This is a genomic window from Streptomyces sp. NPDC008163, assembly GCF_042956885.1.
Lineage (GTDB): Bacteria > Actinomycetota > Actinomycetes > Streptomycetales > Streptomycetaceae > Streptomyces > Streptomyces drozdowiczii_A.
The window spans coordinates 462,989-477,800 of the sequence record NZ_JBIBHG010000003.1 but is presented as its reverse complement, the minus strand read 5'-3'; the positions used below and the strand labels follow the sequence as shown (position 1 = coordinate 477,800).

The window sequence follows — 14,812 nt, the reverse complement described above, 5'->3', positions numbered from 1 at the left end:
CAGGGGAAATGCCCGGCGGGCGGCACGCTTCGCGCGTGCCGCCCGCCGGTGTCCCGTCCGTCGCCGGATCAGCTGGTGTACGCCTCCAGTTCCGAGAGCTGCGCGGCGGGCCAGCCGGTGTTGGCGGTGAACGTCAGCCGCAGATAGCGTGCCGACGTGCCCGGCAGGGTGACCGTCGCCTGGTTGCCGCTCGACGGGTTGAAGGTGTAACCCGCAGAGCCCTTCAAGGAGTTGTACGTGTTGTTGTCGGTGCTGCCCGACACGCTCAGGGTCTGGGTACGGGTCGCCCAGGCGGACGCCGGGGGCAGCTTCAGGACGAGCCGCTTCACGGACTTGGCCGCCCCGAGGTCCACGGTGATCGTCTGCGGGAAGGCGTTGTTGCGGCTCTCCCAGTACGTGTTCGCGTTGCCGTCGACCGCGTTGGACACGCCGTACACATCGGCGTGACCGGACTCGGTGACGGGGCGGCCCTGGGCGAGGTTACCGGTCTCCTCGGGCGGGTCGGTCGGGTCGGTCGGCGGGTCGGTCGGGTCGGTCGTGCCGGTGCCGCCGCCCGGGACGCCGCCGTTGGTCCACACCGGGTCCGGCCAGACGCCGGTGCAGGCCGGAGGGTCGGCGTACCAGCCGGAGTTGCCGGCGCCCCGGGTGATCTGGAAGCCGCTGCCGACGCAGTTGTGGATCGGGTTCGACTGCGCGATGTGCGTCGCCGTGACGTTGTCGAAGGTGGCCGTGCCGGGCGACTGGATCTGGAGCGCGTAGGTGCCGGCGCCGTCGATCTTGATGTTCTTGAAGTGCAGCCCGTTGGTCGCGCCCTCGATGAGGTGGATCGCGGCGTAGGAGCTGTCCAGGACCTCGCTGTCGGTGATGTTGATGTTGCCGTTGACCGGTTCGTTGAGCCCGCTGAACCAGATCGCACCGACCCCGAAGTGCCAGTTGTAGTCGCTGTTCCCGGTCCGGATCAGGGTGTTGCGGGCGGCCGTGGTGGTGCCTGAGACAGCGGTCCCCTGGCCTGAGTTGACGCCGGGGTAGCGGTTGGCGATGTGCAGGCCGCCGCCGTTGGTGATGGTGTCCGCCATGACGTTGTCGGACAGCGTGATGTCCTTGCCGCCGTAGGTGACGATGTTGTTGGCGAGGATCGGCAGGATCACCGTGTTGAACGTGAACTTGTTCTTCACGTTCGGGACGTTCTCCGCCCACATCGCGAGCCCGTCGTCACCGGTGTTGCGGACGAAGGTGTTGGTGACCGTCGAGTTGGTGACGCCGTAGTGGAAGTTCACCCCGTCGGCGGTCTGGTCCAGGATGCGGCTGTTCTTGATGGTGAAGTTGTCCATCGGACCGTCCATCCAGGCGCCGCACTTGGTGTGCTGCATCCAGACGTTGTCGACGGTCGAGTTGGACAGGGCGCCGCCGATGGCGTTCACCTGGTCGTTGTCGACGCGCTCACGGATGTCACCGATGATGGCGAAGTCCTTGAGCGTGACGTTGCTGCTGCCGCCGTCCCCGGCGTACTTGCCGTAGACGCCGACGGCCTTGCTCCGGTTGGAGGGGTCGCGCCCGGTCAGCACCGAGTACCAGGGCCCGGCGCCGCGCAGGGTCACCTTGTCCACGATGATGTGGTCGCGGACCTGGAACGTGCCCTGCGGGATGTACACCTCCTTGCCCTGCGCCCTGCCCGCGTCCACCGCCGCCTGGATCCTGGCGGTCGAGTCGGCGGCCCCCGTCGGGTCGGCCCCGAAGTCGGAGACGACGTCCAGCGCGCCCGAGGGCTTGGCGATGGGCGCGCCCACCTGCTCGAAGTCCGCCAGGTCGATGGTGAACGACGGCGAGCCGGCGGTGGAGGACACCTGGAGCCGCACCTTGGTGCCGGCCGGCAGCGTCGACCCGAACATGGTCCGGGCCTCGTCGTAGAAGTGGTGCGGGTTGGTGTCGCCCGGGTTGTTGTTGAACGGATAACCCCCGTAGTACCAGCCGTACTTGGAGGTCACCGGCACGGCCTTGGGAGAGGCCCCGTTCACGCGTACGTCGATCGAGGCGTCCCGGCCCGTCCCGGCGGAGTTGTCCGGCAGCGAGTACCGGAAGGACATCGCGTTGGCGGGGGCGGTGAGCGTGAACTCCACGTACTCACCGACCGCGTCCAGGGTCACCGCCTGCCGGCCCGACGCCTCGGACGGCAGCGTGCCGTAGAGGCGGTTCGGGCCGATCAGGGTGCCGTTGGTGGCCGCGTACTCGGCCTCCTGTTCCTTGAACGGGACGGTCGCGCCGCGCCCGGGCACGGAGAGCGGCGAGGGGGCGGGAACACCGGCGGCCTGGGCGGCCGGTGCGCCGGTCAGCACCACGGCGGCGGCGGTGCCGACCGCGGCGAGGGCCAGCGAGAGCGAAGCGGACAGCGACCGCCTGAGCAGCGGTCGTCGGGGTGGGGAAGTCACGTCGAAGTCGTCCTTGCGGCTCGTGGGGGCTCTTCGGACGTCCCACAGGCTAGGAGCACCGTCGCAAGGAAGTCCACGACGGTGCGCAAGATTCTGCTTCCAGAACTAAAATTTGTGACTCAAACCTGAGAAGAATGCGTTGAGTGCGCCGGTTGGCGGGGATTCGGCGCACCCAACGCCTCTTATGCGCAAGCCACTTGCGAGGGTGGCGCGCGCCCGTCAGCCGGCCCGACCCCCACGCGGCCCGAGCAGTTCGAGGTCGCTCAGGGCCACCCGGCTCCCCTGCGCGGCCGTCATCACGAGCCGGAAGCGCCGCGCGGTGACCGGGGCGAACCACAGCTCCGTCGCCGTGTTCGCGCCCGGCGAGCGGCCCGACCCCGGCCGCATCCGCACCTCGCGCCACCGGTCCCCGTCCGCGTACTGGAGCCGCTGGCCCACGGGCACCCGCACCCCCGACCCCGGCCCCTCGTCGTAGTAGTGGATCCGCGCCCGGTCCACCGTGACCGCCTCCGCCGCCGTCACCGTGAACTCCACCGAACGGGCCCCGTCCGCCGCCGACACCCAGCGGTTGACCGGGGTCCGGTCGAACCAGACGCGCCCGTCGACCGCCGCCTTCGGACCGGTCCCCTCACCACTGGAGGAGGCCGAAGCCTGGGGGAACCCCTCGCCCTTGTGGTTGAACGCACGGTTCGCCAGCACCTCCGGCCTGCGCACCGGGGCCCGCCGCAGATCCACCGTCGCTCCCGACAGCGGACGCCCCGAGGTGACGAGGTGTCCGTCGACCCAGACGCACAACCCCCGGACGCCCAGCCGGTAGTGGCTGCCGTCCCGGTCGTAGACCACGCTCAGCTCGCGCCCGTGGTACGCGACGTTCTGCAGCGCGAAGTGATCCCACCCGGCCGGCACGAGCGGGCGTATCCGCAGCGTGTCACCGGCCGACGGGCGCACCCCCAGCAGCCCCGTGAGGACCAGGTCCGCGAAGGTGGAGTGGTTGTAGTGCTCGCTGCGGTCCGGGAAGTCCGCGATCCACTCGCCGGTGTCCGGGTCCAGGTTCTCCGCGATGTACGGCCGCCGGTCCTTGCGCTGCTGGGCGGCGTACTGGCGCAGCAGCCCCACGTAGTCGTCGCGCCCGAGAGGGGCGTGCGGGCGCTCGTCGAGGAGACGGGCCAGGGCGGTGAGTACCTGGCTCGTCTGGAACGGCCAGGACGGCCCGTTCCACTCGCACTCGCCCGGACTCGCCCCCGGGGTGCGGTGCTGCACCATGTAGTACGGCGACGAGGGCGGGACCGTCCGAAGCCCGTGCCGCCCGGCGAACACGTCCGGATCGGTGAGCCTGCGCCACGCCCCGTCGTACCGCGCATCGGGCAGCCCGAAGTACCAGGGCACGAAACCGGCCAGCTCCGGTCCGCTGACGAACGCCCCGTGCCGGTCCGGGTACTGGGGCCCGAAGCGGTCGGTGAAGTGCCGGAACTCCGGGCTCCACAGCTTCTCCTGCACCCGGGCCCGCAGCCGCTCTGCCCGCTCGGCGTGCGCGGCGGCCTTCGCGCTGTCCCCGGCCAGTGCGGCGATGCGCCCCACGGCCTGGTGCCCGGCGAAGAGGTAGCTGTTGAGCGTCGGCCGGAACGCCTCGCCCGCCCAGCCGTCACCGACGTCGAGCCCGCTCGTGGTGAACTCGGTGGCGTCGTTGACCGGGGCGATCCAGTAGAGCCCCATGTCCGCGTCGTAATGGGACTCCCACGCTTCGAGATCCGCCTCCAGCGCGGCGGAGTGCGCCAGCGGCACCCGGCCGTCGCCGCTGACCTCGTAATCCGCCCACACCGCCTGGCCGATCCACGACGTGTACTGGCGCAGGTTCCCGCCGCCGCCCAGCCACCAGGCGAGGGTGTCCTCCACGACGGTCCGGTCGCGCAGCCAGCGCGCCTCGTGGATGTGGTGCCCGACGGCGGCGCTGATCGTCGAGTTGGCCCCCTCCCAGGAGACCGAGGGCAGGAACTCGGTGACGAGCATCCCGTCTGCGGTGGAGCGCAGGTGCTTCTTGAAGGCTTCCCACCGGTAGTAGTACGTGTCCAGAATCGTGCGGTCCGGCAGGTCGACGAACGGGATGTTCGCCGCGTACCAGTCGGCATCGGAGCCGTACCGCTGCCGGGCCAGCGCCCGCACGTCGAGCGGCACCCGGACCGGCCGGTGGGCGGCCGGCTTCGGCGAAGCGACCGGCGCCGCCTCGGCCGCCCCCGCCGCCGGCAGCCCGAGCGCACCGGCCGCGAGCCCGATCAGCGCGGCGTCACGGCACACCCGCCGCCGTCCGGGACCGGTCGGCCCCTCCTGCTCGGGGAGTGCGGCGCCGGGGACATGGTCGGGGACATGAGGGGTCATCAGGGCCTCCAGGGCTGAATGGAATGCGGTGTCCGGAAGACCGGACGGCGCGCCCCGAGGCCGTCTTTACAACGTTATATAGCTCAACTCGTGTACAGGGCAAGGGCGTCGACGCCGAAGGATCAAGGCGGCGTGCCGCCCGCGCGTGAGGGTCACGAAACAACTACGAAAGCGTTGACACGCCGTGCAGCCCGATGCCACGGTTCAGGACGCGGGCGCCCTTCCGGCCGACTCGCCGCGCCCCCTGGCCCGGCCGGAATCCCCCCTCGCGGGGAGCGCCCGACGCTCTCGACACCCTCGTGACCTCCGTGCGCTCCCCGGCGCGCGCGGAGGTCGCGCACCCCCACATATGGGAGCGCTCCCGCATCGTTGACCGGCACCATTCGACCCCCACCGAAAGGCGAAGTCACCCATGACGACCTCCAGAAGGAAGCGCGCCGGACTGGCCGCCGCCGCGGCCACCGCCGCCCTGCTGGCCCTCTGCGGACCGCTCCCCGCCGAGGCGGCCCCCACCCCCGCCGCGCGGGGCACCGCCGGGACGGACTGGCTGCACACCGACGGGAACAAGATCGTCGACGAGAACGGCAAGGAGGTCTGGCTCACCGGCGTCAACTGGTTCGGCTTCAACGCCACCGAACGCGTCTTCCACGGGCTCTGGACCGCCAACCTGGACACGCTCACCGGGCAGATGGCCCGGCGCGGGATCAACATCGTGCGGGTGCCGATCTCCACCCAGCTGCTCCTGGAGTGGAAGAACGGCCAGGCCGCGGTGCCCAGCGCGGTCAACACGTACGCCAACCCCGAGCTGAAGGACAAGACCACCCTGGAGGTCTTCGACGCCTTCCTCGACACGGCGGAGAAGTACGGCATCAAGGTCCTCCTCGATGTGCACAGCGCCGAGGCCGACAACTCCGGTCACATCCACCCCGTCTGGTGGAAGGGCTCGATCACCACCGAGGACTTCTACTCGGCCTGGGAATGGGTCACGGACCGCTACAAGAACAACGACACCCTCGTCGCGATGGACATCAAGAACGAGCCGCACGGCAAGCAGTCCGAGTCCCCGCGCGCCAAGTGGGACGACTCCACCGACGAGGACAACTTCAAGTACGCCTGCGAGACCGCCGGCAAGCGCATCCTCGCCATCAACCCCAAGGTCCTCATCCTCTGTGAGGGCATCGAGGTCTACCCCAAGGACGGCAGCGACTGGAGCTCCACCGCCGAGGCGGACTACCACTACGACTGGTGGGGCGGGAACCTGCGCGGCGCCGCCGAACACCCCGTGGACCTCGGCGCCCAGCAGGACCAGCTCGTCTACTCCCCGCACGACTACGGTCCGCTCGTCTTCCAGCAGCCCTGGTTCCAGGGCGACTGGGACCGCAGCACGCTGGAACGCGACGTCTGGGGCCCCAACTGGCTCTATCTGCACCGGAACAACACCGCACCCCTGCTCATCGGGGAGTGGGGCGGCTTCCTCGACAACGGCCCCAACGAGAAGTGGCTGACGGCCCTGCGCGACCTCATCGTGGACAACCGCATCAGCCAGACCTTCTGGTGCCTCAACCCGAACTCGGGCGACACCGGCGGACTGCTCGGCTACGACTGGGCCACCTGGGACGAGGCGAAGTACGCCCTGCTCAAGCCCGCGCTCTGGCAGGAGGACGGCACGTTCGTCGGCCTCGACCACGAGGTCCCGCTCGGCGGTGCCGGCTCCACGACCGGCATCAGCTTGACGGACCTGTACGGCACCGGCTGACGCGCGGACGCTGCGCCGGACGGACGCGGAGTCCGCCCGGCGCACCCCGGCGGACCGCTACTCCGTGCGCAGCGCCAGCCAGTCGAGCTCGGCGTAGCCCTCGCCCTTGGTCAGCCTGATGTGGTTCACCCCCTCGCGCAGGGTGAGCCGGACGGTGGCGGTGCCCTCGTCGGCGTCCTGCCGGGGGCCGCTGAGCCAGGCGCCCGTGGAGGGGTACGCGATGGTCCCGGCGGGCGCCCCGTCCACGGTCACGGTGTGCCCGGCGGTCCCGGCCAGCCCGTTCGCGTAACCGACGTCCACCAGGTACGACCCCGCCCGGGGCGCGTCCACCGCGAAGTCGACGTAACTGGTGGCGCCGTCGATGCCGCCGACGTAGTCCGGGAACTCGTTCCACTGGAAGTGCCGGATGCCCGACCCGCTCACCGTGGCGAGCTCCGCCTCGTAGCGATGGGTGTCCGGGCGTACGTCGATGGAGTCGAGCTCGGCGTATCCGGCGCCCTTGGCCAGGGTGACCGTGTTCCGGCCCGCCTTGAGGGCGATCCGTTTCACCGCCGTGCCCATCGTGGTGTTCGCCCAGCCCCCGGTGGCCGGATAGCTCACCGCACCCTGCGCCTCGGAGTTCACCCGCACCAGGTGGGTGGAGGTCCCGGCGGTGCCGTTCGCATAGCGCACCCGCAGCAGGTGCACACCGGCCTTCGCGGCGTCGACGGTGAAGGAGACCGAGCTGCCTGCGCCGTCGATCCCGCCGATGTACCCCCGCCCCGAGGCGAGGCCCGTGTCGCTGCCGGTGTGCGGGACGGTCCCGGACTGCACCGCGTCCTCCGCCTCGTACTTGCCCGGGTACGACGCCGCCTGACCCGCCGGCCCCACGACGATCCGGTAGCCGTCGAGGTGCTCCATTCCCCGGATGGGCACGGTGAGGTTCCCGCCGGAGTCGAGCGTGAGCACCTTGTCGTACACGTTGTACGGGCCCGACTGCGGGTCGCCCGCGCGCTCGGCCCTGCGGTCGGTGGCCAGCGGGTCCGTCGTCCAGTCCGTCGTGTCGATCCGGACCCTCACCTGCGGGCCGAGGCCGCGCGCCGCGAGGCCCAGGACCCGGACGTCGATGTCGCCGTCGTCACCGCCCGCGAGGACCGTGACGGACCGGGACGCGGAGTCCCAGGACGCGACCGCGTCGGAGCCCTGATAGTGCCGGGTGTCCCAGCGGCTGACGAAGAGCTGGTTGCCGCGCAGCTCGCGGAACCAGTTCATGAAGTACCAGCCGCCGTTGGGCTTCAGGCCGCCTGTGGTGCGGCGCAGGGTGTTCCCGAGCAGCCCCGGGTTGGTGTAGATGCCCATGGCCGCCGAGTCCACGCCGTACCGGGCGAACTCCGCCCAGTGCTTGACCATGGTGCCGGGAACGCCCTCGAACTCGCCGTTCCCCGGCCCGTACTCCTCGATCATCACCGGCCGCGGGGAGATCCCCAACTCCTGCTCCAGCGGCCGGTAGTAGCGGGTCAGGGACTCGGGCACATCGCCCGGGCTCGGGCCCAGACTGTGCCACCCGATGATGTCCGGCAGGGTGCCGGTGTTCTTCGCGTTGACCAGGAAGTCCCGCATGCGCGGCTGCCGGTCGGCCGACTCCCACGGGTTGTAGTGCTCGTAGTTGGGCCCCATGATCTTCACCGAGCCGTCGATGGCCCGGATGCGCCGGACGGTCTGCGTCCACAGCCAGTTGACCTTGGCGTCGTAGGTGGCACCGGGGACGCGCGGGTCGGTCATGAAGGGGCTGTCCGGCTGGGTGCCCAGCTTGTTGTCGGGCTCGTTCAGCGGGGCCACCGCGCTCAGCACGTCCTTGTACTTCTGGATCGACCGGGTGGCGCTGTCCACCTTTCCGTTCCAGTCGTCGATCCCCTTCCAGACGTACGGCCAGCCGCCCATCAGGTCGTTGTAGCGGCCGACCATCTTGACCCCGGTGCCCCGGAGCTTCGCCGCCACCGACTCCGTGGAGCTGGGATAGGAGGTGTCACCGTCCATGCTCTGGTGCTGGGCGAGCAGCACCTGCGTCCCGTCGGCGAGCGCGGCCGGGGTGTCCGGCGTGGTCGTCACCCCGAACAGCGTGCCGAGCCCTGCCTTGGTGAGCGGCCCGGACTGCCGGCCGGTGTCCACGGTGATCACTTCGGGGCCCGCAGCGGCGGCCTGACCGGCCGCCGCGCTGCCCTGTCCGCCCGCCGAGATCAGCGATCCGGCCAGGACCGCCGTGACCACGAGCGCCGACGCGGCGGGGCGGACGGCCCGCCGCTGTGCCGGGCGGCTCACCGGAGGTCCCACTTCATGTTCTCGCCGCCCCAGCAGTCCCACAGCTGGATGCGGGTGCCGTTGGCGGTGCCCTGGCCGGCCGCCTCCAGGCAGCGGCCCGAGTTGGGGTTGCGCAGGGTGCCGTCGGAGTTCAGGGTCCACCGCTGGTTGGCGCCGCCCCAGCAGTCCCACAGGCCGATCCCGGCCCCGTTGTCCCGGGCGGCCGCACCGCCCGTCACCTCCAGGCACTTGCCGAAGGCCCGTACGGTCCCGTCGGAGCCGACGGTCCACTGCTGCGGGGCGCCGCCCCAGCAGTCCCAGAGGATGACCGGGGTGCCGTTGGCGCTGTTGCCGCCGGACACGTCGAGGCAGCGCCCGCTCTGCCGGCCGACGAGCGCACGTGCCCCGCCCCCGCCGCTGCCGCCGTTGGTGGTGAAGGAGAAGTCGTCGACGGCGAGCCCGGCCCCGCCGACCCAGGGTTCGAATCCCGCCTGCACGCTCGTCATGTACCAGGAGCGCTGGATCTGCCCGCGGGCGACGGCGTCGTCGGTGAAGGACCGCACGGCGAAGTCGAGGGAGCCGGTGCCCGAGGTGCGGACGTACGAGATGACGTTCCAGCCGATGTTCCCGACCCACACGTCCCAGCTCGCGCCCTCGATGGTCGTGGTGGCGACCCGGGAGCCGATGGGCTGCGGACGGCCCCGGTGATCCAGCCAGATCATCAGCTCCGCCCCGGTGTTCTGGCCGTCGCTGCGGGGCGTCGGGTCGAACCACAGGTCGTACGAGGCGTTCCACTCACCCGACGCGGGCCGGGTCATGGCCACACTGCTGCGCACGTTCCCGAAGTCGGAGACCCGCAGCGGCAGACCACTGCCCGAGGTGCAGTTGGCGTAGTGGCAGCCCGCGTAGACGGACGGGTATCCGGCCGGGACGCTGTTGGTCGGGTTGTTGTGGTCGGACGCGGTGATCGCGAAACCGCGGTCGCGGGCCTCGACGCACTGGCGTGTGCTCGCGCCCCAGCGGTTGTTCTGCACGATGTAGCGGCCCTGCTGGATGCTCGTCGAGGCGTACGCGTCGCACAGGGTGGTCGCCGCCGCGGCCTGCGGAGCGGTGGCCAGGGCGGCGCCGAGCGACGAGACCAGCAGGGCGAGGACGGCTGCCCACAGCCGTAAGGCTCTCGCTCGCGGACGGTGAAGTACGTGACAGGACACGGGTGTTCCTCTCATGGGGAGGGTGTGGGGGTGGGGACGTGCGGGAGATGGGAGCGCTCCCATAACCCTGAGCGCGGTCCGGCGGACCGGACCGCGCGGTCAGAGGGGTGCCGCTGTCAGCGGCACCGTGCGGTGAAGCCGTTGTCGGCGAGACCCCGGCAGAAGGAGGCCTTCGCGGCCGCGTAGTGGGACAGCCGGCCGTCCACGAACCAGGTGGTGTCGGGGGCGAAGTCGAAGCTGCCGTCGTCGATGCCGTCCCAGCCGTAGCGGAAGTCCAGGTTGATGTAGACGACCGAGCGGATCACCCCGCGCAGGTCGTACTCGCCCGGCAGGTTGGGAATCGGCCCCCGGTAGTTCATCAGCGAGAACAGCCGCTGCACCCAGCGGTCGCCCTGCACCTGCTCCATGCCGTCCGTGGCGCCGTTGTCGGCGGTGAAGTTCATCATGCCCGCCTCGGAGAGCACGACCGGCTTGCCGTGGTCCTTGGCGAACTTGACCAGCTTCAGGACGTTGGCGTCATGGTCGAAGTTCCGCCAGACCGCCGCCGGGTTGCCGTTCTGGTCGGTCCCGATGTACGCGTTGCGGCACTGGTTGGCGCCGACGTCGTAGTTCTGCGGCGGGGTGCCGTTGTACAGGTAGCCGCGGTCGTAGATCGGCAGGCACAGCTCGTGCGCGAAGACCGAGACCCCGACCCAGTCCACCGCCGCGTCCCCGGGATACAGCTGCTCGAACTCACCGCGCACCGGGTGGTAGACGAACGACAGGTTGTGCGCGGTGGAGTGCCCGTCCAGATATCCGGCGAGCGTGTTGAACGCGTTCTTGTACGAGGAGCAGCTGGCGTCGGTGCAGTGGTAGAAGCTGCTCACCTCGTAGTCGAGCCGCAGCTTGAACGAGGCCGACGGGTGCGAGTTGGTGAAGGCGAGCAGGCGGTCCAGCTGCGCGGTGTGCCCGCCGGCCGCGATCTCGGCGGTGACCGCGCGGGACCTGGCGGCCTTGGCGTTCTCGTCGCCGCCCTCGAAGCCGGGCGGGTTGTCCTTCCAGCTGATGCCGACCTGCACGGTCTTGCCCTGCGAAGCCAACTCCTCGGCGAACGCGCGGTGTTCGGCGTTGACCCAGTCGCCGCTGCGCAGCTCGTAGTAGACGGAGCCGCCGTCGGCGCCCTGGGCGAAGGAGTTGAAGTCGTTGAGCGCGCCCCGGGTGGACTGGCCGAGCAGCAGTTCCGGTGCGGCCGGGTCCGTCGTGGAGGCGGTGGCGGTCTGGGCGGTGAGCAGGAGCAGCACGGTGGCCGTCCCGGCGGCGAGGGCGCGCCGGACGCGGCGGAGGCGTGGGGCGGTGAGCGGCATGGGTCTCCTCGGTGCGGGGTGGGGGAGTCGGGGTGCCGTGCGCGGTGGGACCGGCACGGCACCCCGGAGGAGGGTCAGGGGGCGGTCCAGGTCATGACCGGGGTCGTGATCTGGCTGGTCTGGGTCGTGGGCTGGTAGTTGAAGGAGTACGTGAGCGTGGCGCCGTGCGGGACGGTGACCGGGAGTTCCCAGCGGCCGGACGACCGGTCGTAGGTGAGGAAGTAGTTCTGCGGGGCGCCGCCGTTGATGCGGTACTGCACGGTGACGAAGCTCGCCTCGAAGTTCTTCGTGGTGAACCGGATGGCGGTGGCCGGGCTGGTCACCACGGACTGCGTGTACGTGGGCTCCGTACCGCTGCCGCCGTCACCGGGGTCGGTGGGGTCGGTCGGGTCCGTGGGGTCGGTCGGGCCCGTCGAGCCGGAGGAGCCGGTCGACCACAGGGGCTTCTTGATCTCGGCGACGAAGTTGTTCAGCACCGTCGCGTTGGCCTGGACGCGCGAGTCGCCCCAGTTGCCGTTGGCGCATCCGGGCCCGCCGGCCTGGGCGCCGGGGGAGCACTGCCACTGCGTCTGGGCGTCCCAGTTGGTGTTGATGTACGCCGCCGCGCGGATGACGTCCTTGTTGGTGTTCACCCAGTCGAAGTAGCCGGCGTGCCAGCCGTCCCAGATGGCCTGGCCGCTCGCCGGAGCCGGGTTGTTGGTGAAGATGCAGCTCGCGCTGCCCGCCCCGGTCCTGGCACCCTGCGGCGCGGCCTCGGCGACCATCGCGGGCTTGCCGTGCGAGCGGGCGAAGTCCAGCACCCGGTTCTGCAGGCCCACCGGGTCGGTGTCGTGCGAGCCGCAGCCCCACTGGGTCTGCACGGAACGGGAGTTGTAGAAGGCCGAGAGCCCCACCCAGTCCACGTAGGCGTCACCGGGGTACCAGCTGTCGAAGTGCTTCGGGTCGGTGACGACGTAACCCCACTCCGGGTGGTCGGTGCTGGTGTTCACCGGCCATGCGGCGCTCTGCCACACCGTCGCGACCCGCGAGGCGCCGAGCGCGTCGATGCGGCCCTTGATGTACCGGAAGGCGTCCTTGTAGAAGTCGGCGCTGTAGCAGTTCCACGGCCCGTCGAACTCGTAGCCGATGCGCAGCAGGATGTCCCGGTCGTAGCTCTTGAACCGGTTGATCATCTCGTCGACCTTGGCGCGGTACTGGGTGATCAGGTTCGGGCTGCCCGAGGTCACGTCGTCGTCGTTGCGGCCGATGATGGCGCGCAGCGGCTGGTTGTTGCAGCCGGAGGTGGCGTCGGAGAGGTACAGCCCGACCGCCACGGCCGCATCCGGGTACTCGTTCATCGTCCGGGCGAAGTCGACGGTGCCCGCGCCCCAGTTCACCGGCCCGTTCATGCCGGCCAAGGGGGCGGGCGAGCCGCCGAGCACCAGGTTGGTGTACAGGGTGACGCCGCCCGGGGCGGGTGCGCCCAGCTCCTGACGGCCGAGGACGTCGGTGCGGTAGTCGGACAGCGTGTCGCTGTCCTGGCCCATCACCATCATGACCTTGCCGTCGGCCGGCACACCGCGGCCCGACGGCGTGGACGCGGTGGCGGCCGCTGCGGGGGAGAAGGCGCCGAGCCCGGCGAACGAGAGCAGGGCGGCGAGGGCCACGGCCCCCGTCCCCACGGCCCGCAGCAGTGGTCGGCGGTGCGTCGGGTGTCTCATGGCGGCTCCAGACAAGGGGGTGGGGTGTGCGGTGAGCGCTCGAATGATGGGGCCCCCGAGCGGGCGGAGCAAGGGCGTACGAAATTTTCGTTGACTGGTGCAGGTCAGCGCCGCTCCGCTACGAAACTTTGCCAAGTGGCCAAGATCGGCACGCCCGTTCTGCCCGTTCAATGCACGTAATGGGCGGACTTGAATGACCGAAAGGCGCGTGACCGAAAAGGGATCCCGTAGATTTTCGCGAAACTCTTGACAGATGTTTCGCTTCGCGGCGACCTTGGTGCGACTTCATCCCGCACCTGTCCCGGAGGACCACCATGGGCCGTACGCGTGCCCGCAGAACCGCCGCCGCGCTCGCCGCCGCCGTTTCCCTCGTCGCCCTGTCCGCCTGCGGCGCGGACAGCGGGGACGCCGACGGAAAGATCACCCTGACCGTCGCCACCTTCAGCGACTTCGGCTACAAGCCGCTGATCAAGGAGTACGAGAAGGCGCACCCCGACGTCGTCATCAAGGAGCGCATCTCCCAGTTCGACCAGCACCACAACCAGCTGTCCACCCAGATCGCCTCCGGCAGCGGCGCGGCCGACGTCGTCGCCATCGAGGAGGGCTACCTCCCCAAGTTCCGCGCGGTGAAGGACAAGTTCACCAACCTCGCCGACTACGGCGCCGACAAGCGCAAGAGCGAGTACCTGGACTGGAAGTGGGACCAGGGCACCCTCGGCGGCACCGACTTCGTGATGGGCTACGGCACCGACGTCGGATCCCTCGCCATCTGCTACCGCAAGGACCTGTTCGCCCAGGCCGGGCTGCCCACGGACCGCGCGGAGGTGGCCAAGCTCTGGCCCACCTGGGACGCGTACTTCGCCACCGGCGAGACCTTCAGGAAGAAGGTCAAGGACAAGGCGTGGTTCGACAGCTCGGGCAACATCTTCACGGCGATGATGAACCAGACCCAGTACGGGTTCTTCGACGCCGAGGACAAGTACATCGGTGACACCAACCCCAAGGTGCACGAGTTCTTCGAGGCCACGGCCAAGGCGACCGCCGACCACCAGTCGGCCAACCTCCAACCCTTCAGCCAGCAGTGGAACGCGGGCATCAAGCAGGGCCGGATGGCCACCATGACCTGCCCCGCCTGGATGACCGGCCAGATCAAGACCGCCGCCGGTGACGCCAACGCCGGCAAGTGGGACATCGCGGCCGTGCCCGGCGGCGGTGGCAACTGGGGCGGCTCCTTCCTCACCGTCCCCAAGCAGAGCAAGCACGTGAAGGAGGCCGCCGCCCTGGCCGACTTCCTGACCTCGGCCGCCTCCCAGAAGAAGATCTTCACCGGCCCCGTCGGCGCGCTGCCCTCCCTCGTCACCGTCCTGGACGACCCGGAGATCAAGGGCACCAAGCAGCCCTACTTCAGCGACGCGCCCACCGGCGAGATCTTCGTGTCCTCCGCGAAGAGCCTCAAGCCGAACTACCGCGGCACCAAGGACCAGCAGGCCCGCATCCCCTTCGGCAACGCCCTCCAGCTCGTCGAGCAGGGCAAGGCCGATCCGGACAAGGCATGGAACAAGGCGCTCGAAGAGGCGAAGAAGAACCTCCGCTGACCTGACGCGAGCGGCGGGGGCGGCCCCCGGGGCGGCCCCCCCCCCCCGCCCCCCCCCCCCCAACCCCCCCCCCCACCCCCGCTAACCCCCCTGGCCCACCCCCCCCCCAACCACCCCGCCCCCCCCCGGGC

8 protein-coding genes are annotated in these 14,812 nt (G+C 70.3%); 2 read left to right on the top strand and 6 right to left on the bottom strand.

Features of this window, described 5'->3' with window-relative positions:
- Positions 1-68 precede the first annotated feature (68 nt).
- Both ACFZAT_RS10035 and ACFZAT_RS10030 read right to left on the bottom strand, forming a co-directional pair.
- Positions 69-2,426: a discoidin domain-containing protein gene (locus ACFZAT_RS10035; protein ID WP_391262565.1), complete on the bottom strand. Its 2,358-nt coding sequence runs from the start codon at positions 2,424-2,426 to the stop codon at positions 69-71.
- A 219-nt stretch (positions 2,427-2,645) separates the two neighbouring features.
- On the bottom strand, positions 2,646-4,799 hold the full coding sequence (locus ACFZAT_RS10030) for a glycosyl hydrolase family 65 protein (protein WP_391262563.1): 2,154 nt from the start codon (positions 4,797-4,799) through the stop codon (positions 2,646-2,648).
- Positions 4,800-5,211: 412 nt separating this feature from the next.
- Between ACFZAT_RS10030 and ACFZAT_RS10025 the strand changes: the two genes are divergently transcribed.
- Positions 5,212-6,555, top strand: a complete 1,344-nt coding sequence (locus tag ACFZAT_RS10025; protein WP_391262562.1) for a cellulase family glycosylhydrolase — start codon at positions 5,212-5,214, stop codon at positions 6,553-6,555.
- Between the two features lie 57 nt (positions 6,556-6,612).
- Here ACFZAT_RS10025 and ACFZAT_RS10020 read toward each other — a convergent pair whose 3' ends face one another.
- The 4 genes from ACFZAT_RS10020 to ACFZAT_RS10005 form a co-directional block, all read right to left on the bottom strand.
- Entirely contained in the window at positions 6,613-8,853 is a 2,241-nt protein-coding gene (locus tag ACFZAT_RS10020; protein ID WP_391262560.1) for a CBM35 domain-containing protein, read from the bottom strand.
- On the bottom strand, positions 8,850-10,043 hold the full coding sequence (locus tag ACFZAT_RS10015; protein ID WP_391262558.1) for an RICIN domain-containing protein: 1,194 nt from the start codon (positions 10,041-10,043) through the stop codon (positions 8,850-8,852). The genes ACFZAT_RS10020 and ACFZAT_RS10015 overlap by 4 nt, the downstream gene beginning before the upstream one ends.
- 116 nt (positions 10,044-10,159) lie before the next feature.
- Entirely contained in the window at positions 10,160-11,386 is a 1,227-nt protein-coding gene (locus ACFZAT_RS10010) for a hypothetical protein (protein WP_391262557.1), read from the bottom strand.
- A 74-nt stretch (positions 11,387-11,460) separates the two neighbouring features.
- Positions 11,461-13,086, bottom strand: a complete 1,626-nt coding sequence (locus tag ACFZAT_RS10005; protein WP_391262555.1) for an endo-1,3-beta-xylanase — start codon at positions 13,084-13,086, stop codon at positions 11,461-11,463.
- A 314-nt stretch (positions 13,087-13,400) separates the two neighbouring features.
- Here ACFZAT_RS10005 and ACFZAT_RS10000 point away from each other — a divergent pair, with 314 nt between their 5' ends.
- Positions 13,401-14,681 (top strand): extracellular solute-binding protein, encoded by a 1,281-nt coding sequence (locus ACFZAT_RS10000; RefSeq protein ID WP_391262553.1) that lies wholly within the window; start codon positions 13,401-13,403, stop codon positions 14,679-14,681.
- The last annotated feature ends 131 nt before the right edge of the window (positions 14,682-14,812 follow it).

Excerpts from the sequence above, each read along its gene's own strand:
- ACFZAT_RS10030 (WP_391262563.1), bottom strand. The coding sequence starts at position 4,799 with ATGACCCCTCATGTCCCCGACCATGTCCCCGGCGCCGCACTCCCCGAG.
- ACFZAT_RS10025 (WP_391262562.1), top strand. The coding sequence starts at position 5,212 with ATGACGACCTCCAGAAGGAAGCGCGCCGGACTGGCCGCCGCCGCGGCC.
- ACFZAT_RS10010 (WP_391262557.1), bottom strand. The coding sequence starts at position 11,386 with ATGCCGCTCACCGCCCCACGCCTCCGCCGCGTCCGGCGCGCCCTCGCC.
- ACFZAT_RS10005 (WP_391262555.1), bottom strand. The coding sequence starts at position 13,086 with ATGAGACACCCGACGCACCGCCGACCACTGCTGCGGGCCGTGGGGACG.
- ACFZAT_RS10000 (WP_391262553.1), top strand. The coding sequence starts at position 13,401 with ATGGGCCGTACGCGTGCCCGCAGAACCGCCGCCGCGCTCGCCGCCGCC.